22 protein-coding genes are annotated in these 24,602 nt (G+C 73.1%); 16 read left to right on the top strand and 6 right to left on the bottom strand.

Annotation, left to right across the window (positions count from 1 at the left end; genetic code table 11):
- The first annotated feature begins 71 nt into the window (after positions 1 to 71).
- The 4 genes from ACFFIA_RS33595 (at position 72) to ACFFIA_RS33580 (ending at position 4,496) form a co-directional block, all read left to right on the top strand.
- Complete coding sequence (locus ACFFIA_RS33595) at positions 72 to 791, top strand: PadR family transcriptional regulator (RefSeq protein WP_377258880.1); 720 nt, start codon at positions 72 to 74, stop codon at positions 789 to 791.
- Entirely contained in the window at positions 788 to 1,525 is a 738-nt protein-coding gene (locus ACFFIA_RS33590) for an ABC transporter ATP-binding protein (protein WP_377258877.1), read from the top strand. The genes ACFFIA_RS33595 and ACFFIA_RS33590 overlap by 4 nt, the downstream gene beginning before the upstream one ends.
- Positions 1,526 to 1,528: 3 nt before the next feature.
- Entirely contained in the window at positions 1,529 to 3,790 is a 2,262-nt protein-coding gene (locus ACFFIA_RS33585; protein WP_377258874.1) for an ABC transporter permease, read from the top strand.
- Between the two features lie 211 nt (positions 3,791 to 4,001).
- Positions 4,002 to 4,496: a hypothetical protein gene (locus tag ACFFIA_RS33580; protein WP_377258871.1), complete on the top strand. Its 495-nt coding sequence runs from the start codon at positions 4,002 to 4,004 to the stop codon at positions 4,494 to 4,496.
- Between the two features lie 162 nt (positions 4,497 to 4,658).
- Here ACFFIA_RS33580 and ACFFIA_RS33575 read toward each other — a convergent pair whose 3' ends face one another.
- Positions 4,659 to 5,324, bottom strand: coding sequence for a hypothetical protein (locus tag ACFFIA_RS33575; protein WP_377258870.1), 666 nt, complete (start codon positions 5,322 to 5,324; stop codon positions 4,659 to 4,661).
- A 130-nt stretch (positions 5,325 to 5,454) separates the two neighbouring features.
- Between ACFFIA_RS33575 and ACFFIA_RS33570 the strand changes: the two genes are divergently transcribed.
- The 5 genes from ACFFIA_RS33570 to ACFFIA_RS33550 all read left to right on the top strand — a co-directional run bounded on the left by ACFFIA_RS33570 (position 5,455) and on the right by ACFFIA_RS33550 (position 10,874).
- Positions 5,455 to 5,913 (top strand): YciI family protein, encoded by a 459-nt coding sequence (locus tag ACFFIA_RS33570; protein WP_377258867.1) that lies wholly within the window; start codon positions 5,455 to 5,457, stop codon positions 5,911 to 5,913.
- A gap of 295 nt (positions 5,914 to 6,208) precedes the next feature.
- The gene (locus ACFFIA_RS33565; RefSeq protein WP_377258865.1) at positions 6,209 to 6,463 is read left to right on the top strand and encodes an acyl carrier protein; all 255 of its coding nucleotides are present in this window, start codon (positions 6,209 to 6,211) and stop codon (positions 6,461 to 6,463) included.
- Positions 6,453 to 7,658 carry a beta-ketoacyl synthase N-terminal-like domain-containing protein gene (locus tag ACFFIA_RS33560; protein WP_377258862.1) on the top strand — a complete coding sequence of 402 codons (1,206 nt, stop codon included), beginning with the start codon at positions 6,453 to 6,455 and terminating at the stop codon, positions 7,656 to 7,658. Before ACFFIA_RS33565 ends, ACFFIA_RS33560 begins: the two co-directional genes overlap by 11 nt.
- Positions 7,648 to 8,733 carry a beta-ketoacyl synthase N-terminal-like domain-containing protein gene (locus ACFFIA_RS33555; protein ID WP_377258859.1) on the top strand — a complete coding sequence of 362 codons (1,086 nt, stop codon included), beginning with the start codon at positions 7,648 to 7,650 and terminating at the stop codon, positions 8,731 to 8,733. The genes ACFFIA_RS33560 and ACFFIA_RS33555 overlap by 11 nt, the downstream gene beginning before the upstream one ends.
- Positions 8,730 to 10,874: an AMP-binding protein gene (locus tag ACFFIA_RS33550; protein ID WP_377258857.1), complete on the top strand. Its 2,145-nt coding sequence runs from the start codon at positions 8,730 to 8,732 to the stop codon at positions 10,872 to 10,874. Before ACFFIA_RS33555 ends, ACFFIA_RS33550 begins: the two co-directional genes overlap by 4 nt.
- 73 nt (positions 10,875 to 10,947) lie before the next feature.
- Here the strand turns inward: ACFFIA_RS33550 and ACFFIA_RS33545 are convergent, their stop codons facing one another.
- Together ACFFIA_RS33545 and ACFFIA_RS33540 are read right to left on the bottom strand one after the other, a co-directional pair.
- The gene (locus tag ACFFIA_RS33545) at positions 10,948 to 11,592 is read right to left on the bottom strand and encodes a LuxR C-terminal-related transcriptional regulator (protein ID WP_377258854.1); all 645 of its coding nucleotides are present in this window, start codon (positions 11,590 to 11,592) and stop codon (positions 10,948 to 10,950) included.
- Positions 11,544 to 12,845, bottom strand: coding sequence for a sensor histidine kinase (locus ACFFIA_RS33540; RefSeq protein ID WP_377258852.1), 1,302 nt, complete (start codon positions 12,843 to 12,845; stop codon positions 11,544 to 11,546). Before ACFFIA_RS33540 ends, ACFFIA_RS33545 begins: the two co-directional genes overlap by 49 nt.
- A 136-nt stretch (positions 12,846 to 12,981) precedes the next feature.
- Between ACFFIA_RS33540 and ACFFIA_RS33535 the strand changes: the two genes are divergently transcribed.
- Complete coding sequence (locus ACFFIA_RS33535) at positions 12,982 to 15,084, top strand: MMPL family transporter (protein WP_377258849.1); 2,103 nt, start codon at positions 12,982 to 12,984, stop codon at positions 15,082 to 15,084.
- 45 nt (positions 15,085 to 15,129) lie between these two features.
- Here the strand turns inward: ACFFIA_RS33535 and ACFFIA_RS33530 are convergent, their stop codons facing one another.
- Entirely contained in the window at positions 15,130 to 15,615 is a 486-nt protein-coding gene (locus ACFFIA_RS33530) for a hypothetical protein (RefSeq protein ID WP_377258846.1), read from the bottom strand.
- Between the two features lie 248 nt (positions 15,616 to 15,863).
- Here ACFFIA_RS33530 and ACFFIA_RS33525 point away from each other — a divergent pair, with 248 nt between their 5' ends.
- From ACFFIA_RS33525 to ACFFIA_RS33510, 4 genes are all read left to right on the top strand, one after another.
- A complete protein-coding gene (locus ACFFIA_RS33525) occupies positions 15,864 to 17,534 on the top strand; it encodes a purple acid phosphatase family protein (RefSeq protein WP_377258844.1) in 1,671 nt (556 codons plus the stop codon).
- Positions 17,535 to 17,596: 62 nt separating this feature from the next.
- A complete protein-coding gene (locus ACFFIA_RS33520) occupies positions 17,597 to 18,232 on the top strand; it encodes a hypothetical protein (RefSeq protein WP_377258842.1) in 636 nt (211 codons plus the stop codon).
- Positions 18,229 to 19,056 carry a nickel/cobalt transporter gene (locus ACFFIA_RS33515; RefSeq protein WP_377258839.1) on the top strand — a complete coding sequence of 276 codons (828 nt, stop codon included), beginning with the start codon at positions 18,229 to 18,231 and terminating at the stop codon, positions 19,054 to 19,056. The genes ACFFIA_RS33520 and ACFFIA_RS33515 overlap by 4 nt, the downstream gene beginning before the upstream one ends.
- Before the next feature lie 463 nt (positions 19,057 to 19,519).
- Positions 19,520 to 20,035 (top strand): FHA domain-containing protein, encoded by a 516-nt coding sequence (locus ACFFIA_RS33510; RefSeq protein WP_377258836.1) that lies wholly within the window; start codon positions 19,520 to 19,522, stop codon positions 20,033 to 20,035.
- Positions 20,036 to 20,326: 291 nt separating this feature from the next.
- Here the strand turns inward: ACFFIA_RS33510 and ACFFIA_RS33505 are convergent, their stop codons facing one another.
- Positions 20,327 to 20,806: a hypothetical protein gene (locus ACFFIA_RS33505; protein ID WP_377258833.1), complete on the bottom strand. Its 480-nt coding sequence runs from the start codon at positions 20,804 to 20,806 to the stop codon at positions 20,327 to 20,329.
- A gap of 195 nt (positions 20,807 to 21,001) precedes the next feature.
- Here ACFFIA_RS33505 and ACFFIA_RS33500 point away from each other — a divergent pair, with 195 nt between their 5' ends.
- Together ACFFIA_RS33500 and ACFFIA_RS33495 are read left to right on the top strand one after the other, a co-directional pair.
- The gene (locus ACFFIA_RS33500) at positions 21,002 to 21,223 is read left to right on the top strand and encodes a cold-shock protein (protein ID WP_377258830.1); all 222 of its coding nucleotides are present in this window, start codon (positions 21,002 to 21,004) and stop codon (positions 21,221 to 21,223) included.
- A gap of 20 nt (positions 21,224 to 21,243) precedes the next feature.
- Complete coding sequence (locus ACFFIA_RS33495) at positions 21,244 to 22,095, top strand: SIR2 family NAD-dependent protein deacylase (RefSeq protein WP_377258827.1); 852 nt, start codon at positions 21,244 to 21,246, stop codon at positions 22,093 to 22,095.
- A gap of 44 nt (positions 22,096 to 22,139) precedes the next feature.
- On the opposite strand, the gene ACFFIA_RS33490 is transcribed toward ACFFIA_RS33495, so the two are convergent.
- Positions 22,140 to 24,380 (bottom strand): esterase-like activity of phytase family protein, encoded by a 2,241-nt coding sequence (locus tag ACFFIA_RS33490; protein ID WP_377258824.1) that lies wholly within the window; start codon positions 24,378 to 24,380, stop codon positions 22,140 to 22,142.
- Positions 24,381 to 24,602 lie beyond the last annotated feature (222 nt).

Below are 24,602 nucleotides of genomic sequence, written 5' to 3'. Positions count from 1 at the left end.
CTGGTCAAGGGCAGGTTGACACGCAATACCTAACGGTTAAACTCTAGCTGTTAGGTATTGGAGGCGCGGGCATGAAACACGTCGTACTCGGGCTGCTGGCAGCCGGCCCCGCCCATGGCTACGAGGTGCGGCGGCGCTACGACGAGCTGTTCGCCGGCGCCGGCGTGGAGGTCAACGTCGGCCAGATCTACGTCACTCTCGGCCGCCTGGAGAAGGACGGCCTCGTCACCCATACGCCCGCGTCCGGCGGTGACCGGCGCGACCGGAAGGTCTACCGGCTCACCGACACCGGCACCAAGGCGCTGCGTGAGTGGTTCGCGGAGCGTCCGGACACCCCGATCGTCAAGCCCGATGTGCTGCTCAGACTGGTCACGGCCCGGCTGGCCGCCGGCGTGATCCCGGACATCGACGCCCGCGCGATCATCACCGACCACCGCCAGCGCTGCCTCGAGGCGCTGCGCGACCTCGACCGCCAGGCCGGGCAGACCGCGGCGGGCAGCGTGAGCCGCCTGCTGCTCCAGTCCACCGCGCTGCACCTTCAGGCGGAGCTGCGCTGGCTGGAGGCGTGCGAGCAGCAGCTCACCCAGATCCTTCCCGCTGGCGCCGGCAACGTGCGCGCCGCCAGCGAAGAGCAGACCGTTCCCGCCGGCGATGCGCACGGCGGAGACCAGACCGTTCCCGATGGCCACGTCCAGGCCGGCGGCAGCGGAGAGCGGAGCCCTCGCGCCGGCGGCGACCAGGTGCGCGCCGCGGGCGGTCCCCGCAAGCCCGAAACGGAGACCCAGCCATGACCGAAGCGTTGCTGCGCGCCACCTCCCTTGAGCGGACCTACGGTGGCGGAGCCCGGGAGTTCGCCGCCCTCCGAGACGTGTCCCTGACCGTGGCCCCGGGTGACTGGGTCGCCATCACCGGGCCGAGCGGCTGCGGCAAGTCCACGCTGCTGCACCTGCTCGGCGGCCTGGACAGACCAGATCGAGGCGAGGTGTGGCTGGCCGGCCACCGCATCGACAACCGCGACGAGAGCGGCCGGGCGCTGCTGCGCCGCCGGCACGTGGGGTTCGTGTTCCAGTTCCTCAACCTCGTGCCGACGATGACCGTGATCGGCAACGTCGAGCTTCCTCTGGTGCTCCAGGGAGTGGGTCGCCGCGAGGCGCGCGGCCGCTCGCTGGAGATCCTGGACGAGCTGGGCGTGGCCGACGCCGCCGACGCCGCGCCCGCCGAGCTGTCCGGCGGGCAGCAGCAGCGGGTCGCGCTGGCCCGCGCGGTCGTGCACCGCCCGGACGTGCTGCTCGCCGATGAGCCCACCGGCGCGCTCGACTCCGCCTCCGCCGAGGTGGTGCTCGATCTGCTGCGCCGCCGGCACGGCAGCGGCCAGAGCATCGTGCTGGTGACCCACGACCACCGGATCGCGGCCGCGGCCGACCGGGTCGTGACCATGCTCGACGGCCAGATCGTCGACGAGCGTGACCTCGCCAGCACGGCGGCCCGCCCCACGTACGCCAACCTGATCAACCTGGACGGCTGAGCCGTGTCCGCCACCCTCCGACTGGCCCTCTCCGGCCTGCGCGGGCGCAGCCGGGTCGGGGCCGCCGCCACCACTCTGGTCGCCGCCCTCGCCGCGGCCGCCGTGGTCGCCGGGCTCTCGGTGCAGAGCCAGGGCGGGCCGCAGGTCGACGAGATCTACCGCGACTCCGGCCGCCCCGACCTGGTGGTCTACGGTGAGCCGGCCGCGCTGGACGGGCTCCGCGACGATGCCGCGTTCGCCGCAACCGGCCCGATCACCCCGTTCACCTCGGGCGACGTCGAGCTTGGCGACGGTTCGGTGGAGGCGCGGATCGCGACGCTCCCGCCGGCCTCCGCCGTGGGCGCGCCCCAGTTGCGCACCGGACGCTGGCCGGCGGCAGCGGACGAGGTCGTGTTCGACCGGGCCGCCGCCGTCGAGGCCGGGCTTCGCGACGGTGATCAGGTACGGATCAACGTGGCCGGCCGCCCCGTGACCCTCACCATGGTCGGCACCGCCATCGACCTGACCGACTGCTTCTATCCCGACTGTGACCCGATCCGGCTCTTCGTCGACCCGGCCGGGCTCCAGGCCCTCGCGCCGGTCGCGGAGGAGCGGGGCGCGCTGCTGATCGCCCAGCTCACCGATCCCGCCGCCGCCGACACGGCCGCCGCCCGGCTGGGCACCAGCCCCGGTGTGACCGGCGTACAGCCCTGGCCGGACACGCGCGACGACATCCTCGTCCGGGAGCTGATCTTCGGCGCATCGCTCGCCGGGTTCGGCGTGTTCGTACTGCTGGCGGCCGCCTTCGTGGTTGCCGGCACGGCGGCGGCCCGGCTGCTGGCCCGGCGCCGGGAGATCGCGATGCTCCAGGCGGTCGGCTACACGAACCGGCAGGTCATCGGTGGCCTGCTCGGCGAGACGCTGATCCTCGGCATCGGCGGCGCGGTGGTCGGCTGGCTGGCCGGCACGCTGATCGCGCCGTTCCTTCAGGTGGGGCTCTCCTCGGCGATGGGGCGCGGCGGGATCCGGGTCAGCGCCGTGGCGTTGCTGGTGGCGGTGGCGTTCGTCGGCGTGATCCTGACCGTGGCCACGGTGCTGCCCGCGCGGCGCGCCGCCCGCCAGCCGGTCACCGATGTGCTCCGCGACGCGCCGCCGCGCTCGGCCGCCCCGTCGAAGGTGGCCCGGCTGCTGGAGCGGCTGGGGCTCGCCCCGTCGACCCGCTTCGGGCTGGGCAGCGTGCTGGCCCGGCCGGGCCGGTCGGCGCTGACCGCCGCCGCGCTCGCGATCGCCGTCGCCGCGGTGGTGGTGGCCGCCGGCTTCGTGTCCACAATGGACAAAATTGTCACCGATCCGGCGCGCTCCGGCGACCCGTACGACGCGGTGGTGGCCGGAGACGGCACCGACGGCGCGCGCACGGCGGCGGCGCTCTCGGCGATGCCCGAGGTCGCCGGCTGGTACACGCAGACCGACCGCCGCGCCACGCTGGGCGAGGAGACCTTCCTGGCCCGGGCGATCGGGGGCGACCCGGCCCAGGCGGGGTTCATGCTCCGCGCGGGCGAGCCCCTGCGGGCGGCGGGGGAGGCACTGGTCGGCTACGGCTTCCTCAAGCGCTTCGGCGTCGAGGTCGGCGACACGGTGGACATCCAGGCCGGCGAGACCCCGCTCTCGTTGCGGATCGTCGGCTGGTACAGCGAGACCGAGGACACCGGCGAGGTGCTGATGTACCGGGCGGAGATGCTGCCCGGCGCGGTGCCCGACGCGTTTCTGGTCACCGGTGCGGCCGCCACGCCCGAGGCGCTGGCCACCGCGCTGCGCGAGCGGCTCGGCCCCACCGCGACCGTACGCGCCCGCGAGTCCGACCCCGACGAACTCGGCATCTTCACGGTCTCGTTGCAGGTCATGGCCGCGCTGGTACTTGCGGTGAGCCTCGCCAACCTGGCCGCCGCCCTGCTCAGCGGCGCCCGGGAGCGGGCTCGCGTGCTCGGCGTGCTGCGCACAGTCGGCTTCACGGTGCGCCAGACGCTCGCCCAGTCGGCGACCGGCGGTGCCGCGCTCGGGCTCGCCGCCGGCGTCGTGGGCCTGCCCGCCGGGCTGGTCGCCTTCCAGGTGCTCGCCGACCAGGTGACAACCGGGATCGGCGCCGGGCCGGGTCTCACCCAGTACCCCTCGTGGCTCCTGCTCGCGCTCACCGTGCCCGCCGCGGCGGTGGTCGGCGCGCTGGCCGGTGCGGTCGTGACCCGGCGCCTGGCCGGCACGCCCGCCGCCACGCTGGTCCGCTGGGAGTGACCCCACCGCCGTGACCGGGGCGTCCCTTGAGGTACCACAACGGGGGTTTACGGGACGCCCCGGTCACCGCGGGGAGTGGATGCATTCATCGGCGTGACGACCCCGGCGCACGCCCCGGCGCCCCGGGCTGGGCGCGGTGTCCCCGCGTCCCGCTGGTGTGCCGCGAGGGACGCTCGGATCACGTGGGGCCGGCGGTGCTAGTGTGCCGCAGGTGACCGACGCTGACGTGCACCTCGTCGCCCAGCCGCGCCTCGACACCGTCGTGACGGAGTTCCACACCGAGAGCCGGCGGCTGCGCAGCGACTTCGCCGGGATGGTTTGGATCGGCGACGCCCCGCCCGAGGAGACCGGGATGATGGGGCCGGACTACCGCCGCCGCCCGGTCGACTCGCAGCTGTTCCTGCCCGACACGCACTGGTACGACGTGGACGCCCTCGATGACGTCGAGGTCCAGTTCGCGGTCGGGCTGTTGCAGGTGCCGGCCACCGACCGGGGCACGCAGGGCCTGGTCGGCGCGATCGCCGAGCCCGAGGTCGACTTCTTCGAGCACCCCGAAGGGCTCGACGGCGTCGGCCTCTGCCTCAGCCTGCACGGCGAGATCTGGTCGAACGTGGGCCTGTCGTATCGCATCACCGTGCTCGCCCGCCCCGAGGCCCTGCTCCGCAAGGGTGAAACCCCGCAGGCCGACGGGGACGACGAGTCCTGAGCGCGGCCGGGGCCTCGCCCCGACCACGGCGTCGGCCCCGCGGTGAGGGTCGTGCGGACGCGGAGGGTGAGGCCGCGGGAGCGGCGGTCCGGGCCACGGCGGACATCGCGGTAGCCCGAATCTGTCGCCTACCGGCCGGGCGCCGCCCGCCGGAGTGGCCCGTCAGCTCGCCCGGACGACCGGAAGGCGGACCGGCACGGCCGGGCGCAGCGCGGTGACGTCGGTGATCGCGCCGGCCAGCAGGCCGCGCATCATCTCGTCGGGGTCGGGGACGCACGCCCTGGCGATGCCCTGCACGGCGAACTCGACCGTGCGCGGCGCGCCGTGCCGCTGGTACATCTTCCGGGAGACCGACACGTCGTAGGTGAACCGGTGTGCCCAGCGGGCCGCGAGCGGCGCCCGCGACAGGGCGTCGCGGCTGCTGGCGCGGAGCGTGTCGGGCGGGCGCCCGTCGAGGCCGGCGAGCAGGCGGTTGCCGCTGAGCACGGAGACGGCCATCGCGTTTTGCAGCTCGGCCGAGACGACCGGCAGGGCGGTCTCCGCGGCACGCAGCGCGATCAGGGCGTCCCACCGCACGTCATCGCTGGTCAGGCCGATGACCGAGGGGATAAGCCCGGCGAGGCGCTGACGGCCGGTGTCGGTGGTGTGGTCGTTGACCAGACGGGCGAGCGAGGCGAGCAGTGGATGGGTGCAAGCCGGATGGTCGCTCCAGCGCTCGCCGGCGAGGTAGGACGCCATCTCCATGAAGCAGGCGCCCTTACGCGGGTTGCGATGGCGGCCACGGGACAGCACCGGCATCGAGTCGGGCAGGCGGGCCTCGGTCGTCATCGGGCACCTCCCTAGGGAACAGGTGCGGACCTGACTCCCCTCAGTTTCCCCCAGCGGGCCGGTTCAGTCACGGCCATTACTGGAGGCTCCCTCGTCGCTAAACTCGCAGCCGCGGAGGCGTGCGGGATGCGTGACCTGGGTCTCACTCGGCGACGTCGAGGAGCGCGGGGCCGCTCCGACCTACCTGTGCGAGGTGCCCGCAGCGGGCATCGAGACCATGAAGGGTAACGCCGTGAAGTACATGTTGTTGATCTACCAGAACACCGCCGCGGCGGCCGCCATGTCCGAGGAGGAGATGGGCGTCCTGCAAAACGAGGCCGGCGAGATCTGGCAGGAGCTGACCAAGAGCGGCGAGTGGGTCAGCGGCGCCGGGCTGGCCCCGCCGGCGCAGGCCAAGGCCATCCGCGTGCGCGACGGCGTGGCGGCGGTGACCGACGGGCCGTTCAGCGAGGCGAAGGAGCAGCTCGCCGGCATCTGCATCTTCGAGACCGAGTCGCTGGAGCGGGCCGTCGAGATCGCCCAGCGCTGGCCGGACGCGCGCTACTGGGGCGTCGAGCTTCGCGAGATCCTCGGCGTCGCCGAGGCCTGAGCGACGGCCTTCCCACAGGGCGTCCCCGGAAACGGGGGCGCCCTGATCGCGTCTTCGCCCCCGGAAAACGACGCACGCTGTGTGCGACCGCGCGCCGCCGCCCCGTTGTCTGATCCCCCAGGTTGATCGTCCCGGCGTACTCGCCGCTCCCATCGTGGCGATCGACCGCGAAACCGGGCCTGGGGAGGCAGTACACGCTCGGCGACAGCGAGCGACATCGCAGGGAGCGCTACCGACCGAGGAGCGGAACGAGCGCGCAGCCGAGCCCAGAGGGACGGGTTAGGGGAGAGAGACCATGCCACAGGAGACGTCCGCCGCGCGGCTGCGCGCGCTGGCGGCTGAGGTGTTCGACGTACCGGCAGACGAGATCACCGACGGCGCGGCCTTCTACGAGGACCTCGGCGTCGACTCGTTGCAGAAGGTCGACTTCGTCGTACGGATGGAGCGGCAGCTCGGGCTGAAGCTCACCGACGACGAGGCGGCGGGCATGCGGGACATCGGCGGGACGATCGCGGTACTGCGCAGCCGGGGACTGAGCGTTGGACCGTGACAGCGTCGTGGTGTCCGGCGTGGGCGCGGTCTCGCCCGCCGGACTGGGCGCGGACGCGCTGTGGCGCGCCATCGAAGACCGCCGGGTGCTCACCGGACCGGTGACGCGGTACGACCTGTCCGAGTACCCGACGCGGCGGGCGGCCGAGGTGCCGGCCGGCGCGGTGGCGGCGCTCGACTCGCTGGTACCCCCGCACGAGTCGCTCGCCGCCCGCTACCTGGCCGCCGCGACGCTGGAGGCGCTCGGCGACGCGGGCCTGCCGGCGCACCGGCGGCGGGGGCGGCTGGGGCTGTTCGTCGGCACCGTCATGGGCACGCGGCCCTTGCTGGACCGGGCCATCGGGCGCGGCCCGCTCGGCGTGCCCGACCGGGCCTGGGCCCGCCCCGACGAGCTGCTCGCCGCCGTACGCCAAGTGGTCACAGTGGACGGACCGGCCGTGCTGCTCGCGCCGGGCTGCTCGGCCGGCAACGAGGCGATCGCCGCGGGCGCCGCCGCGGTGGCCTCCGGCGAGGTGGACGTGGCGGTCTGCGGTGGCGCGGACGAGCTGTCGCTGGAGGTGTTCGCGTTCTTCACCTCGATGCGGGCGCTGGCCGGCGACGCGATCCGGCCGTTCGACGCGGGGCGCCGGGGCACGATGCCGGGCGAGGGCGGCGCGGTGCTCGTACTGGAGCGGGCCGCACGGGTCGCCGGGCGGGGACGCGCGCCGCTCGCCCGCGTACTCGCCACCGCCTCCGCCGCCGACGCGCACAACCTCACGCAGCCGCACCCCGACGGTGCCGGCCTCATCGCCACCATCCAGACCTGCCTCGACCGTGCGCGGGTCGAGGCGGACGACATCGACTGGGTCTGCGCGCACGGCACCGGTACGCCGGCGAACGACGCGGTCGAGGCCCGCGCGGTCGCCAAGGCGCTGGGCGGGCGACGCCCGGTGCTCTCCTCCGTCAAGGGACAGCTCGGCCACGCCGAGGGCGCGGCCGCCGCGCTGGAGGCGGTCATCGGGGTACGGGCGCTCGCCCGCGACTTCGTACCCGGCAACGTGACCCTGCTCGAACCGGACCCGGAGTGTGCCGGCGTCGACCTGGTGGAGCCGTCGGGGCGGCGCGGGCCGGTGCGCCACGTGCTCAGCCAGGCGTACGGCTTCGGCGGCGCGGTCTGCACAGTGCTGCTGGGGAAGGGGACGCCCGATGCCCGCTAGTGTCACCGTACGCGGCGTGGGGCTGCGTCTGTCCGAAGTGGACGACATGCCCGCGCTCGCCCGTCGCCTCACCGCCGCGCCGCCACCGGCCACCGCCCGGCGGTTCGCCGCGCCGGACACCGTGCTGGCCCCGCTGGAGCGGCCGGTGTACGGTCCGGTCGAGCCCCGCGTGCCGGCCCGTGCCGGCGCCCGCGGACTGCGTACCGTGCCGCACGAGTCGCTGCTCGCCCTCGCCTCGGCGGCCGATACGCCGGCCCGTCCCGAAGCCCGCAAGCCCGACGACACGACCGCGGTGGTGTGGGCCAGCTCCACGGCCGGGCTGCCGGAGTACGCCACCGTATGCGCCGAGGCGTCCACATTGGAGCCCGGCTTCGTCGCGCCGGCGCTCGGTCCCGCCTCCGCGTACAACGGGCCGGCCGCCACCGTCTCCATCCGCCTCGGCCTCGCCGGGCCCAACCTGACCCTCACCGGCGGCGCCACCGCTGGCATCTCGGCGATCGCGGAGGCGATGCGGCTCATCGCCACCGGTGACGCCGCCGCCGCGCTCGTGGGCGCCTCCGCCACCGTCAGCCGGTGGAGCCTGACCGCCGCGCCCGAGCACCTGGTGCCGGCCGAGGGCGCCGCCTGCCTCGCGCTCGACCCCGCCGGCGGGCCCGGCATCCGGCTGCGCGAGTGCCACCGCACAGACCTCGTACGCGCGACCGCCCGCGTGATCCAGGCCGCCGCCCGGCCGGAGACCCGCCCGGACGGCCTCGTGATCTCCACGCCCGACACCGGCCTCGTGGACGCGCTCGCGTCCGGCCAACCCTTTCCCGTCTGGCACGTCGAGCGGGCGCTCGGCGACCTCGGCGCGGCGGGCGGGTTTCTCGCGGTGGTGGGCGCCGCCGCGCTCTGCGCCGCGGTCACCAGCCACGCTGGCAACGTCGAGGAGCGGAGCGACGAGGGCGGACGGCGCCGGCCGCTCGGGGCGCACAGCGAGCGAAGCGAGCACGACCGGAAGAGCCCCACGACCATCCTCGCCCTAGCGGTCGAGCCGTGCGGGAGCACGGCCAGCTTGGAGGTTTCGACATCGTGAACAACAACATCGTCGAGCACCTGCTCTCCGCCGGTAAGCCCGACGCCACCGCGTACGTGGACGCCGGCGGCCAGATCACCTATGCCGAACTGGCCCGCGCCGTGCACGCCTACGCGGCGCGGCTGGACGGCTCCGCCTTCCGCCCCGGCACCAACGCGCTCGTCGTCGCCGACGACTCGATCGCGACGGTGGTGGCGATCCTGGGCGTGTGGTGGGCCGGCGGCGTGCCGGTGCCGGTCAGCCCGATGCTCACGCCGGCCGAGATCGAGTTCATCGCGGGCGACTGCTCCGCCACGTACCTCCACGTCGACGAGCGGGCCGACGCGCACCTGCCGCGGCGGGGCGCTCTCGACCTGCCGCGCGGCCGCGCCGACCGGATGGCGCCGTACGAGGGCGAGATCCCGCCCCCGGCCCACCAGGGGAGCGGCGACGTGGTGCTGATCCAGTACACGTCCGGCAGCACCGGGCAGCCCAAGGGAGTGCTGCACACGCGCGCCGGCATCGACAGTGTCCTCAGTGGATTCGGCCGGATCCTCGCGCTCTCGCCGGCCGACACCGTGCTCTCGACCGCCAAGCTCTCCTTCGGGTACGGCTTCGGCAACTCGCTGCTCTTCCCGCTCGCCGCCGGCGCCCGTACGGTGCTGAGCGCCGGCCCGCCGGACGTCTTCCGGGTCGCCGCCACGCTCGCCGCGCACCGCCCGACCGTGCTCTGCTCGGTGCCGCGCGTGTACGCGGCGCTGCTGGAGCGGATCCGCCACGGCGAGGCGCTGGCGCTCGGCTCGTTGCGGCTGGCCGTGTCGGCGGGCGAGCACCTGCCCGCGCCGATGTGCGGCGAGTTCGCCAAGGTGTGCGGCGCGCCGCTGGTCAACGGGCTCGGCGCGACCGAGGTGCTGCACGTCGTCGTCGCCACCAACGGCAGCCGTCCCGGCTCGACGGGCATCCCGGTGCCGGGCGTACGCATCACCGTCCGCGACGACCGGGGCGAGCTGGTGGCCGACGGCGTCGAGGGGCGGCTGCACGTCGCCGGCGGGTCGGTCGCCGCCGGCTACCTCGAACGCCCGGACGCCACCGCCCGCACGTTCGCCGACGGCGGCGCGTACACCGGCGACATCGTCCGCCGTGCCGAGGACGGCGACATCGAGTACGTCTGCCGCCGCGACGACCTCATCAACGTGGGCGGCTTCAAGGTGTCACCGTTCGAGGTCGAGGCCGCCGCCCGCGAGGTCGACGGGCTCTCCCAGGTCGCCGTCGTGGGCGGGCGGGACAGCAGCGGGCTGGAGCAGGCGGTCGCCTACCTGGTACCGGAGAACGGCGTGGACCGCGCGGCGCTGCGTACGGCCGCCCGCCAGGCGTTCCGCGAGCTGCCGGCCTTCAAGCGCCCCACGGTCATCGAGGTGGTCGACCAGCTCCCGGTCACGTCGACCGGCAAGCTGGCCCGCTTCAAGCTGCGTACCGGCGAGGTCACCGTCAACCTGCGCGTGCTGCGCGAGGGGAGCGGGCGCACGCTGATCTGCCTGCCGTACGCGGGCGGCTCGGCCGGCTCGTACACGCGGCTCGCCAAGCACCTGCCCGAGTCGTGGCGCGTGGTGGCCGGCGAGGCGACCCTGCGTGGCCCGGTCACCGTCGCGGACGTGGCCGACGCGTGGTGGAAGGAGATCACGCCGTACCTCTCCGCCAACACCGTCCTGTTTGGACACAGCCTGGGCGCGCTGGTCGCCGCCGAGGTCGCCAACCGTGCCGGTGGCGGTCTGGAGCCCACGCACGTGGTGCTCTCCGCCCCGCCCCTGTCCGGTGCGACCGCCCGGGGCATCCGCGCCAAGGACGACGCCGAACTGGTCGCCGACCTGACCCGCAGCGGCCTGATGCCCCCCACGACCCTGACCGCGGACGAGGTCGGGCGGCTGCTGCTGCCCCGCTTCCGGCGCGACCTGGCGCTCGTGCCGGACGAGTGGACCCCTTCGCTCGAGACCCCGGTGCACGTACTGGTCGGCGCCGACGACCCGCTCTGCACCCTGCCCGCGGTCGCCGCCCGCCTCCGCCCGTCGATGGTCGCCAGCACGCACGCCGTCGACGGCGGCCACTACTTCGTCGTCACCAACCCGGTCCAGACCGCGACCGTCCTGGCCGGCCTCTACCCGTAGCGGCGGCGCGGGAGAGGCCCCCGCCCGCCCATCGTTGCCGAGGTGGGCGGGCGGGACCCTGCACGCGTCCGGGTCAGCCGTTCAAGTAGGCGAGCACGGCCAGCACACGGCGGTTGTCGTCGTCGGACGGGGGGAGGCCGAGCTTGGTGAAGATGTTGTTGATGTGCTTGCCCACGGCTTTGTCGGTGACGAAGAGGCGGCTGGCGATCGCGTTGTTGGAGCGGCCCTCGGCCATCAGGCCGAGCACCTCTCGTTCGCGGGGGGTGAGGGCCTTCAGGGGCTCGTCGGCCGAGCGGCGGGCGAGGAGCTGGCCGACCACGTCGGGGTCGAGGGCGGTGCCGCCCTCGGCGACGCGGCGCACGGCGTCGACAAACTGGCTCACGTGCGAGACGCGGTCCTTCAGCAGGTAGCCGACGCCACCGGTGCGGTCGGAGAGCAGCTCGCGGGCGTACAGCTGCTCGACGTGCTGGGAGAGGACCAGCACCGGCAGGCCGGGCACCTGTGCGCGGGCGGCGATGGCGGCCTGGAGACCTTCGTCGGTGAAGGTGGGCGGCAGGCGTACGTCGACCACGGCCACGTCCGGGCGGTGCTTGAGCAGGGCGGGCAGCAGTGAGGGGCCGTTGTCGACCGCCTCGACGACCTCGAAGTCGTAGGCGTTGAGCAGCCGGATCAGCCCGTCCCGGAGGAGGGCGAGGTCTTCCGCGATGACAACGCGCACGGCAGCTCCATGGTCACGACGGTCGGGCCGCCGGGCGGGCTGCTCATGGCGACCGTTCCATCGAATGCTGCCAGGCGCCGCTCGATCCCGCGCAGGCCGGTGCCTCGCGCGGGGTCGGCACCGCCGATCCCGTCGTCGCTGACCGTCATGCCCAGGCTGCCGCCGTCGTGGCGGACGAGGACCCAGGCGTGGGTAGCACGGCTGTGTTTGACCACGTTGGCGAGCGCCTCGGCGATGGCGAAGTAGCCCGCCGACTCGACCGGTGCCTGGGGGCGCCCGGCAAGCTCGATGTCGACCTCGACCGGGATCGGCAGGGTGAGGGCGAGCGCGCGCACCGCCCCGTCGAGCCCGCGTTCGGCGAGCACCGGCGGATGGATGCCGCGGACCAGGTCGCGCAGCTCGGAGAGGGCCTGGTCGCTGGCGTCGCGGGCCTCGGCGAGCAGCTTCTGGGCGGCGGCCGGGTCGCGGGTCACCAGGTCTTCGGCCAGCCCCAGGCTCATGCCCAGCGACACCAGCCGGGCCTGCGCGCCGTCGTGCAGGTCGCGCTCGATCCGGCGCAGCTCGGCGGCCTGGGCGTCGACGGTCTCCGCGCGGGTCCGGGTGAGTACGCGCACGCGCTGGTCGAGCAGTGCCTGTCGGGTCGGCCCGAGCAGCAGCTTGGCGAAGCGGTCGTGCAGCCGCAGGATCGCCGGCGCGGTGGCCAGCCCGAGCGCGAGGATCAGCACGCCCTGCGGGATCGCCACGATGCCCTCGAACGGGATGTCGATCAGCCAGCCGGGGCCGTAGTGGTAGCCGTCGACGAACTGGAGCACGGTCGGCATCAGCAGGATGCCCTCGACGCCGTGCACGACCAGGGACAGCGGCAGGATGCCGAGCGCGAGCGTGATCGGCGCGGTGAGCAGCCACAGCAGGTCGCGCCAGGTGGCCGGGTCGCCGAGGATCCACCGCAGCCGCTGCCACGCGCCGATCACCCCGAACGGCTCCATCGGCGGGCGTGGCCGGTACGGCGACGGGATCTCCACGCCCGACCACCGGGCGGCGAGGCGGCGCCGCTCGTTGGCGAGGCCGCGGACCGCGACGGTGACCGGCGGCACGAGGAGGATGCCGACGCCGAAGAGGGCCAGGAACGAGATCGAGATGATCGAGATGACCAGCAGCGCCACGCCGGTGGTGAAGAAGAGCGCGCCGAGCACGAAGCTCCGGCCGCTCGCGGCCAGGCCCCGGCGGATGACGGCGGTCAGCTCCTCGTTCACGTATCCCATCTTGGCCTGACCCGCCGGCGATTGCCGGTAGGGCTAGCCCCACCGGCCTCGGGGTGCTGTGACCAGTGTCCAGAGGCGGCGCCGGTCGAAGGATCGAGGTATCGCACTCCGAGAGAGGAAACCCGAGATGTCGTGGCACTGGATCACCAGACTGCCGTCCGGCAGGCGTACCAAGTTTCTGGCGCTCGCGCTCTGGCTCGTCGTCGCGTCCGCGGTGGGGCCGGTCGCCATCAAGCTCGCCGACGTGGTCAGCGACGACGCGGTGACGTGGCTGCCGCGTACGGCGGAGGCGACCCAGGCGTTCGAGCGGGCCGAGGCGGCCTTCCCCGGCTCAGACCGGCTCGTGGCGGTCGCCGTCTACGCGCGGGACACCGGGCTCACGGACGCCGACCGGTCCAAAGCGGAGGTGGACCGGGCGGCGTTCACGCGGTACGCCGAGGGCGGCGCGGTGCCGCCGGCGATCGTGAGCGAGGACGGCAAGGCGCTGCTGATCTCCTTCCCGCTCGCCGGGGACGAGGATCGCCAGACCGAGTCGACCGGGGCGGTCCGGGACCAGTTGGCGAACGCGCCCCCGGCCGGGCTGCGCACCGGCCTGACCGGGTCGGCGGGCGCCACGGACGACGCCTTCGACGCGTTCAGCGGGATGGACATCACGCTCGTGCTGGTCACCGCCGGCGTGGTCTCGCTGCTGCTGCTCCTCACGTACCGCAGCCCGGTGCTGTGGCTGGTGCCGCTCATCTGCGTCGGCATCGCCAGCCAGGTGGCGAGTGCGGCGGTGTACCTGCTGGCCAAGCACGGCGGGCTGACCGTCGACTTCCAGGGGCAGAGCGTGCTGACGGTACTCGTCTTCGGCGTCGGCGTGGACTACGCGCTGCTGCTGATCGCCCGGTACCGCGAGGAGTTGCGCCGGCACCGCGACCGGCACGAGGCGATGGGGGTGGCGCTGCGCCGCTCGTTCCCGGCGATCCTGGCCTCGGCGGCCACGGTGGCGATCAGCCTGCTCTGCCTGCTCGCCGCCGAACTCAACTCCACGCGCAGCCTGGGGCCGGTGGGCGCGATCGGCATCGCGGCCGCGTTCCTGGTGATGACGCTCCTGCTGCCGGCCATCCTCGTCCTCTGTGGACGGTGGCTGTTCTGGCCGTTCGTGCCCCGCTACACGCCGGCCGCGGTCGGGCACGACGTGGCCGAGGACCGCGGCCTGTGGGCCCGGGTCGCGGGGTTCGTGGGGCGGCGGCCGAGGGGCGTCTGGATCGGTACGGCGGCCGCGCTGGGCGTGCTCAGCCTCGGCATCGGCAACCTGAGCATGGGGCTGCCGGCCGCCGAGACGTTCACCAAGGAGGTCGGCTCGGTCACCGGACAGCGGCTCATCGCGGAGCACTTCGCGGAGGGATCAGCCGCGCCGGTTGAGGTCACCGCGCGGGCCGGCGCCGCGGACGAGGTGGTCGCGGTGCTGCGGGGCGTCGAGGGCGTGGCGTCGGTACCCGAGCCGCAGCGCTCGCCCGACGGGCAGTGGGTCATGGTGCGGGCGGTGCTGGCCGCGGAGCCGGACAGTGCGGCGGCCAAGGACACGGTGGAGCGCATGCGGGACGCGGCGCACGCCGTACCCGGTGCGGAGGCGCTGGTCGGCGGCGAGACGGCCATCCAGCTCGACACGGACCACGCCGCCGCCCGCGACGAGCGCGTGGTGATCCCGCTGATCCTCGCGGTGGTGTTCCTGATCCTGGTGGTGCTGCTGCGGGCGCTGGTGGCCCCGCTGCTGCTGATCGGCAGTGTGCTGCTGTCGTACGCGGCCGCGATGGGCGCCGCCGGCTTCGTGCTCGGCGCGATGGGGTACACCAAGCTCTACTTCGGCACGCCGCTCCAGACGTTCCTCTTCCTGATCGCGCTCGGCGTCGACTACACGATCTTCCTGATGACCCGGGCCCGCGAGGAGGTCGGGCAGCTCGGCCACAAGCGGGGCGTACTGCACGCGCTGACCGTCACCGGCGGCGTGATCACGAGTGCCGGGCTGGTGCTCGCGGCCACGTTCTCGGCGCTGGGCATCCTGCCGCTCGTGCCCTCGGTGCAGGTCGGCGTGATCGTGGCGGCGGGCGTGCTGCTGGACACGTTCGTGGTGCGGAGCCTGCTGATCCCGGCGTTCGCGGTGGACGCCGGCAGGAGGATCTGGTGGCCCGGCCGCCCGGTCCGGGAACCGGTCACGACCGAGAAGCCGGTCCTGACCAGAGCCTGAGCTGGGGGACCGAGCGGGGGCGCACCACCGGGGGCGCGTCCCCGCTCAGCGCGTGTCGGTGGCGGAGAGTTTGCCGGTCGGGCGGTACCGGACGCACATCACCGTGCGGTCGCCGTCCGCCCAGGTCTGCGCGGTCGGGAGCACCGGGTACAGGGCGACGCCGGGGTCGCCGTTGGGCCAGCGGCGGTCCTGCGCGCCACGGCAGCCGTCCCACGCGTACTCGCGTACCCGCGCCTCGTCCCAGTCGCCCTCGGGCACCTGGAGGAACCCGTACGACTGGTTGTCGGCGCCCTCCACGCACGGGCGGTAGAAGACGACGACATCGGCGTAGGCGACGTCGTACGCCGGATCGTCGAAGCACTCGCCGGCCTCGATCGTGAGGACGCCGGGCGTCTCGGCGTCGATGAACCGGTCGTCCTTGAGCACGAGGCTGGGGCGGGACGCGCCAGTGACCAGCCCGCCGAGCAGGGCCGCGGCGAGCAGCGTGCCCGCGACCCGGCCGACCAGCCGGGCGTCCAGTGAATTGATCATCGCGAACGGCATCTTAGAAATCGATTTTCGAACTCGGCGCCACCGCTCGGCGGCGTACTGATCGCCGCCGGATGAACTGTAGCCAAGAACTGGACTAAGCAGGACAAAAGCCGGACCCCAGTTGATCATGAGTTCACCCCCAGGACAGCCATCTGTCGCGAGCACGTTGGCTACCGCTGGCTGAATGCCCGTCGGGCCACCGCTTGCCGGCGGTGGCTGCGTCCTCAACCCCGAGGGGTGAATCAGCATTGTCTGACCAGAGAAGACCGTGGTCGACCGGGCCGCGCCGCGCACTGATCGCGGGTATCGGCGCCGCCGCCCTGCTCGCGGGCGGCTTCGCGATCGGCCCGTCGGCGTTCGGTGAGGCCGCGCCGGGCAAGCATCCGGCCGCGGAGATCCACAAGCCGTCGCCGATGCCCGACCGCATCATCCTCACGCCGACCGATACGCCGGCGACCTCCCAGCGGGTCACCTGGCGTGCCGAGGCGACCGCCGAGTGGGCCCAGGCGGAGATCCTCGAGGCGCCCAAGGCGCTCGGCCAGGTGGCACCTCCGACCGGGGCGCTGACCAACGTCAAGGCGATCGCCACGACGCCGGTCAACACCTCGCTCGGGTACGCCTCGACGTACCACACCGCCGAGTTCACCAACCTGAAGCCGAACACGCGCTACTCGTACCGGGTCGGTGACGGTACCAACTGGAGCGAGTGGATCGACTTCACCACGGCGGCCAGCAACTTCGAGCCGTTCTCGTTCATCTACTACGGCGACGCGCAGAACTACATCGACTCCGCGGTGCCGCGCGTCTTCCGCCAGGCGTTCGCCGACCGGCCGAAGGCCAAGGCGATCGTCAACGCCGGTGACCTCATCGACACCGCCAACAGCGAAGAGCAGTGGGGTCAGTGGTTCAAGGCCGGCAGCTTCATCGACGGCCAGATCAACAACATCTCGGTCCCGGGCAACCACGAGTGGAGCGGGGGCGCGGTCTCGTCCTTCTGGTCGCCGCAGTTCCCGTACCCCCGGAACGGACCGGCGTGGGGTGACAGCCCGGCGCTCGACCGCACCGCCTACTACATCGACTACCAGGGCGTGCGCTTCATCGGTCTGAACACCAACGTGCAGGGCAGCACGGACCTGATGAACGCGCAGACCGCGTGGCTGAAGAACGTGCTCGAGACCAACCCCCACAAGTGGACGGTCGTCACGTTCCACCACCCGGTGTACTCGACTGCCTCGGGGCGCAACAACCCGATCGTCCGGGCGCAGTGGGGTCCGCTCTTCGAGGAGCACGGCGTGGACCTGGTGCTCCAGGGGCACGACCACACGTACGGCCGGGGCAGCACGACGGCCTCCCGCAAGTCGGCGACCGTGCACGACAGCACCGTGTACGCGGTCTCCGTCTCCGGCGGCAAGATGTACGACGTCAGCGGCACCAACTGGACCAGCAACGGTGCCGACATCATGAGCTCGAGCGAGGACACTCAGCTCTACCAGCTCATCGACGTCAGCGAGGACTCGATCCGGTACGAGGCCCGCTACGCCAACGGCCAGCACCACGACGGCGTGGTCATCCGCAAGAACGACGCGGGTGAGCGCACGGTCAACGAGATCCGCACGCCGGAGAACACCGTCGGCGAGCAGGCGATCGTCAACCGCACGGCCGTGGAGATGAAGGGCAAGCTGAAGGTCTCCGCGTACGGGTACGACCCGGGCGAGAAGGTGACCGTCTACCTGCGCAACACGAAGGCGGAGGAAGGCAAGAACGGCGTGTTCGTCGGCTACAAGACGGCGGACGAGCTGGGCCGGCTGACCTACAACTTCGAGCTGCCCCCGAGCGCGAAGAAGGGCAGCACGCACGTGGTCTACCTGGACAGTCCAAACCAGAAGATCACGAGCCCGGTCATCACCGTGACGAAGTGACGCGCAGTGGGCCCGCCGCACACCGCGGCGGGCCCACCGTGTCCATCTTGGACGGAGGTACGGTGAGGCGCCACCGCTTCGCCTTTCCCGCCGCCGCGATCGCGGTGGCGGTCCTATTCCCGGGTACCCCCGCGGAGGCGCACCCCTTCGGCCCGCCCTCGACCGCGCGGGTGAGCGCCGACGGCTCGCGGGTCGCGGTCTCGTGGCTCGCCGCCGAAGACGACTGGGTCGCGCTCGGCCGGCACGTCGGCGCGTTCGACGGCGCGAGCCCGGACGTGACCGGCGAGGAGTTGCTGCGGCGCTCGACCGGCGTACGCGACTACCTGCTCGGCCGGATCGTGGTCAGCCAGGGCGGGCGCCCGTGCGCCGGCGACCTGGCCGAGCTGGAGAACGTTGTCACCGAGGGTGCCCGGCTCACCTTCGACTGCCCCGGCCGGGTTGTGGAGGTCGACATCACGGTGACCGCGCTGACCGACATGAACGAGGCGTACCGCACCGTCGTGCGCGCGGAGACGCCCGCCACGCCGGACCAGGCGCTGCTCACCGCCACCGCGCCCACGCAGCACCTCACGTTCACCGGGTCCGGTGGCGGCGTGCGGCAGAGCGTGCAGGCTGTCGCGGGCGGGACGGTGGCGGTACTCCTGGTGGGTCTGGGTCTTTGGGTCGCCCGCCGGCGACGGGCTGGAGCGCGGTCATGACCGGCTTCGAAAACCGGCTCGTCACGCTCTTCGACGGGCAGGCCGTCTTCTGGCTCGCGCTGCTCACCGCGCTCGCGGTCGGCGCCGCCCACGCGGTCGCGCCGGGGCACGGCAAGAGCGTGACCGCCGCCTACCTGGTGGGTACGCGTGGCCGCTACCGGGACGCGCTGCGGCTCGGCCTGATCGTGGCGCTGATGCACACGTTCTCGGTGCTGGTGCTCGCGCTCCTGTGGGTCGGACTCTCCGGCGTGGCCAGCCTCGGCACCGAGACGCTCACCGCCTGGATGCAGGTGGCCGCCGGCCTGGTCGTGATCGCGGTCGGCGCGCACCTGCTGTGGCGGCACGTACGCCGGCGGGGGCACCACCACCATCACCAAGGTGGGGACCATCACCACGATGGAGGCCATCACCACGGCGAGGGTCACCAGCACGGTGACGGTCACCAGCACGGTGAGGGCGACAGCCACGGTGGGGGAGGCCACCACCATCATCACGAGGTGCCCGAGGATCCGTGGTCGCGGCGCGGGCTGGTGGCGCTGGGCCTCTCCGGCGGGCTGCTCCCCTCGCCCTCGGCGTTCGTCGTGCTGGTGAGCGGGCTGCTCACGGGCCGGGCGCTGGGCGCGGTCGTGCTGGTCATCGCGTTCGGCGTGGGCATGGCCGTCACACTCACCGCGGTCGGCGTGATCAGCCTGCGGGGGTGGGCCCTGCTCTCCGGCCGTACCCGCAGGTGGTCCACCTCCTGGGTACCGGCCCTGGCCGGCGCGGGCGTCTGCGCGGGCGGCGCCCTCTACCTGGTGGCGGCCGTCTCGGTGCTCGCCGCCTGATCGCCCGCCCGGGCGGCGGCCTTGCCGCTCGTGGCCCGGGGCCGGGCGGTCCCTGCCGCGCCGGCGGCTCGCTCTGCGCCGGGCTGGCTCGCTCCGCGCTGGCCTGCTCTGCATTGAGCTGGCCTGCTCTGTGCTGGCCTTTTCTGCGCCGGGCTGGGCTGGCCTGCTCTGCGTTGAGGTGGCCTGTGCAGCTCTGTGCCGGGCTGGCCTGTGCTGGGTTGGCCTGATCTGCGCCGGGCTGGGCTGCTTTGTGGCGGGCGGTGGGTTCGGCGGTGGCGGGCTGACCGCGGGCCGGGCTTCGTCGGGCGGGCGCTTGCGTGTGCGTGCTCTCACGTGCGCCTCCGCGTGTGCGCTCTCGCGTGCGCCTCCGCGTGTGCGCTCTCGCGTGCGCCTCCGCGTGTGCGCTCTCGCATGGGCGAATTCGGGGCTGGGCGGGGGAGTGGGCATCGTCGATAATGGGGCGATGACGGCCGACCCGGAGCAGGCGCGCGTGTCCCACCGCGACCGGCTGCGGGCGGTCAAGGCGCTGCGTGAGAGCGCCCGCGAGGGGCGGCTCTCCGACCTCACGTTCATGAGCCGGCTGCGCGTGGTGGTCGACGCCCGCCGCCGCCGTGACCTCCAGTCCGCCGTCAGTGACCTGCCGCCCGCGGGCCTCTGGGCGCGCGCCGAGGCGGCGTTCCAAGCCTGGTGGGAGCGCACGTTCGCGCGCCCCGGCGGCATCCCGCTCGACCTGCGGCTCCCGCCCGCGCCGGGGCGCTACGTGATCGGCCGCGACTACGGCTGTGACCTGCGGCTGACCGACGACTCGGTGTCGCGCCGGCACGCCATGCTGACCTCGGTCGACGGGCAGTGGATGGTGGTCGACCTCGGCTCCACCAACGGCACGCGGATCAACGGCTGGCGCCTCCAGGTGCAGACGCCGCTGCGCCCCGGCGACGTCCTCGACCTGGGGCTCCAGCGCCTCCGCGTGGTCGGCTGACCACCGCGCTCCCACTGACGCGTCCGTCCACAATGCATCTTCCGGCCAAGCCGGGCGCCGACCTTCGAGCACCCGGTAGCCACTCAGACCTCGACGCCGAAAGCTCTCTGAGCGTGGCGACCAATTCACCCTCCAGGGTCAATTAGCCGCCACGGACGGCGCCGTGCCGGTCGCGCACGCTCGCCATGACGTCCCGATGTGACCCGGCGAAGGCGGGCATCCCTGCTCTTCCGAGCCTGCGGCACCGAGGCACATCTGGGTCATGCTTATCGCCCCGGCCCGCTTTCCCGATCAGGGTTCGTACTTCCATTCGATGCCGGGCGGTCGGCGCTTCGGATTTCCGGTTTTGTCGGTCTCGTGCCGGTTGGCGCGCCGGACGGTGTCGAGAGCGTCGGGTCCCTGGAGGAGCGGCATGAGCCGGCGGATCCAGGTGGCGTTGTCGTCGAGTGTGCCGCGCATGGCGTCGGCGGTGTGCGCCTTCCAGGCGACCCGGTGGCGGGGCGCGTAGAGCGCCGCCTCGACCAGGGCGTCGAGGTCTGCCTTGAGCCAGCCGCCGGCGCCGGTGAGCGAGATCGATACCGAGATCCGTTTGCCGGCCCCGTCATGCGGGTCGGACTGGAGATGGATCGAGATCCGCAGATCCCGACGGTGGTAGGTGACGAGGGGCAGGAGCCGGTCGCTGTATCCGGGCCCGGCAAAGCCGTGCTGGTCGACAAGGAACTGGAAGCGCTGCGAGGCTTCCCTCTCGAACGAGGCCGGACGTTTGCGCATCGCATCCTCACGTGGTGGACCTGCCGTGACGACCGGCCTCGATGTTAGGGCCTGGTTTCACAAGGGCACAGCCGGCTGCGGCACCGGGCGCCACCTCGGCTCGACCGACCCCCATGAAACCTAGCCGCGACCTGCGCCGACCTGCGCCGCGCCGACAACCGGGCCGCCGGTGCGAGCATCTGCGAAACTTGCCGCGTGGTCGATGGTGTGGTCCGTGAGTGGCGCCCCGATGAGGGCTGGGGGATCATCGACTCGCCGGAGACGCCGGGCGGCTGCTGGGCCCACTTCAGCCACATCCAGATGCCCGGCTACAGGTCGCTGTCCGAGGGCGACCGGGTCCGGTTCACCTGGGAGCGTGGCTGGCAGGACGGCTACTCGTTCCGCGCCGTTACAGTGCTCGCCGCCCCCGAGAAGTAGCCCGTGGCAGGATCTGGCGGATGGAGAGTGTGCTGCCCGCCGGTGCCGCGGAGCTTCTCGGCCAGGCGCGCCGGATCGTCGTCTTCACCGGCGCCGGGATGTCGGCCGAGAGTGGTGTGCCGACATTCCGTGACGATCTGACCGGCCTCTGGGCACAGTTCGACGCCGAGCGGCTCGCGACCCCGGAGGCATTCGCGGCCGACCCGGATCTGGTCTGGGGCTGGTACGAGTGGCGGCGCGCCCGAGTCCGCCAGGCCCAGCCCAATCCCGGTCACCTGGCCGTCGCCGCCATCGAGGAGTTGGTCCCGGAGACCGTCGTCGTCACGCAAAATGTCGATGACCTGCACGAGCGGGCCGGATCCCGGGCTCCGATCCACCTGCACGGCAGCCTCTTCGCGCCGCGCTGCGTGGGCGACGCGGCTCACCCCGCTGCCTTCCCAGACGTGGCGACGAGCCAAAGCGCCGAGTCAGGCGAGTGGCAGGACCAAAGCGCCGAGCCAGAGAAGGCGACGGACAAGAGCGCCGAGCCAGACGAGGGGCGCCGGATCGCGCCGCCATGCTGCACGCGGTGTGGTGCGCTCGTGCGTCCCGGCGTGGTCTGGTTTGGTGAGGCGCTGCCGGAAGCGGCCCTGGCCGCGGCGGTCGAAGCCGCCACCGCCTGCGATGTGCTGTTGACCGTCGGTACGTCGGGCGTGGTGTATCCGGCGGCCGAGATCCCGCGCGTCGCGGCGCGTGCCGGCGCCGTCGTCATCCAGGTCAATCCGGAGCCCACACCGCTCGACGGGGTCTGCGACGTCAACCTTCGGGGTACGGCGGCCGGCGTCCTCCCGGCCCTGGCCGCGACCCTCCAGAGCGTGGCCGAAGAGGCTTGACCGGTCCGGGGCGGACCACGCGGATCCGCCCCGGAGGAGAAGGGTCAGCGCAATCCGGGTACGTCGATGACGATCAGCTCGGTGTCATCGGCGCGGCCGGGGATGCGCCCGTCGTTGCCGGGGAAGTTGTTGTCGTTGGCCACCAGCACGCGGTCGCCGGCCAGCGGCAGCACCGACTCGACGGACTGGAGTGGGAAGGAGAAGAGCTTGCCCACGCCGTACTCGCCGGGGCGGGCCGGAGTGGAGACGCCGCGTGGGTCGGCCACGCGCATCAGGTCGACCGCGGTGTGCCGGCGCAGGTAGCCGTCGGCGCCCACCTCGTCCAGGTCGGTGACCACCAAGCGCTTGACCACCGACTGCGGGCCCATCGCGTTGTCCCGCTCGATCAGCACCATCCGCCGGCCGTCGAGTACGGCCGCGTCACCGACCACAAGAGACGGATCGGCGACCCGGAACGACCACGTGCGGTCGGTGTAGCGGTTGGCGCGCACGTCGAACTCGTACACGATGCGGCGGCGCTGGTCGGCGTCGTCGGTCTTGGCGCCCTCCAGGATCGGGTACAGCCACCGCCCGTCGCGGCTCACCGCCATCGCCTCGAAGCCGCGGCTGGAGGGTACGGTCGGCGTCTCGCCCGGCGCCAGGTCGGGCGACTGGGGCGACTTGGCCCCGTCGGGCAGGGGGATCGGCGCCTGGAGCACCTTGCCGGTGCGGTCGGTGCGGATCAGGTACGGGCCGAACTCCTCACCGATCCACAGGTCGCCGCGGTAGTCGCGGGCCAGCGACTCGATGTCGAAGTCGGCACCGGTCAGCAGCCGCTCGCGCGTGTTCTCGTTGACGATCGGAAACGGCACCTTGCGCGCCGGGTCGCGGAAGCTGATGAAACCCTTGACGTCGACCCGGTTGCGGTCGTAGCGAGGCTCCACATAGTACGCCCGGAGCAGGAAGTCGGCGGAGTTGTTCTTCGCGCCGAAACCGTTGTCCGGCATGGCGAGCAGGCGCCGTCCCGAGGTGTCGCCCGGGTTCGCCGAGATGACCGCCGAGAAGCCGGGGATCGGCTGGCCGGGGAAGGGCGGTGTGACCCCGTTGACGGTGTCCGGCGCGAGCTGCGTGCCGGAGACCGGGCCCGGCTGGTACGCGGTCGCGGAGAGCAGCGCGCGCGACTTCAGCTCGGGCTCGGGGCGGAGCTTCACCGACAGCGCGTACACGCGGGTGATCTGCGTGGCGCCGGCGTTGTCGTCGGAGAGCAGCCACAGCAGCCGGCGCCCGCCGGGCAGCGCCTCGCCGAGCGCCATCGCCTCGATGTTGTCCAGCAGCGGGTTGGGCTGCGGCTGCTTGGCGGTAGCGCCGGAGGGCGGGCAGTCGGCGATGTCGACCAGCAGCTCCTTGCCCAGCCACGCGCGCGGGTCGGTGAGCGTGGCGAGCGACGCGACGCCGGTGACGTCGGGCGCGCCGGTGGCGGAGACGCGGTACACGCGCACGGTGTTGCCGACGCCCGAGGTGTAGCCGCGCTCCAGGGCCAGCAGTTGGTCGCCGCCGAGCGCCACGAGCTCGACCAGGCCGAGGTTGGGGTCGGTCCGGTACGCCAACTGGGCGGTCGGTGTGTAGGCGGCGCCCTCGCGGCCCGCGTACCGGATGATGCGCTGGAGGCCACGGCCCGCGGCGTCGCGGCCGTCCGTGGAGAGCGGCCCCTCCATGCCGGCGTAGAGCGTGCGGTGGTCCGGGGTGGCGGTGAGCGACTCGAAGGTCTGGTTGACCGCGGCCTCTCCGGCCGGGGCGACCTGGAAGCGCGCGGGCACCGGGAGGCTGGCGATCTCGCGGCCGTCGGAGAGGCGGAAGCGCCGGATCGACGGCTCCGACTCGGAGCTGGCCAGCACCGTGCGCCCGCCGTGCTCGGCGACAAGGCCCTCGCCGTCGAAGTCGCCACCGTTGTACGGCGTGCCGTCCGGCCTGGTGAGCACGGTCATCCCGCGCACCTTGGCGGAGACGCCGCGCCGGTCGGCGTCCAGGTCGACGTCGTAGACCCGGGCCGGCGTGGTGCCGATGTTGTCGACCAGTGCCAGACCCCGGGAGGAGCGGGTCAGCGCGAGGGCGGAGAGGCCGGACACGGCCGTGCCGGCGAAGGTGGTCTTGTCGAGGGCGTCGGAGAAGCCGAGCAGCGACGCGTCCGGTGTGCAGGCCGCGCCCCTCTGCGCCGGCGGGCCGGCCGAGGCGGTCGACGCCGGGAGCGCCGGGAGGATCGCGACCGCCGCCATCGCGGCGGCACAGGCGCGTTTCGATGAGGTCATCACGAGCCGATGCAAACGGCCGCCGGGCGCGGAGGTGCGACAACCGCCGAAACGCCACGTGAATTCTCCACGGAGAGCGCGGGAACGCCCGCCGGGCGCCGACCGGTCACTGGTATCCGCGAATCTCCTTGAACACGCCGGCGAGCGAGCCGCCGCGGGTGTCGAAGGAGCGCCTCCGGTGGGCGTGGCCACCGCGGTCATCTCCTCCACGGTGCTCTCTCC

The sequence above is a fragment of the Phytohabitans kaempferiae genome, from assembly GCF_042433955.1.
In the GTDB taxonomy this organism is placed as follows: Bacteria; Actinomycetota; Actinomycetes; order Mycobacteriales; family Micromonosporaceae; genus Phytohabitans; species Phytohabitans kaempferiae.
Note: the sequence above shows the minus strand (reverse complement) of the source record. Positions and strands in the feature narration are given on the sequence as shown.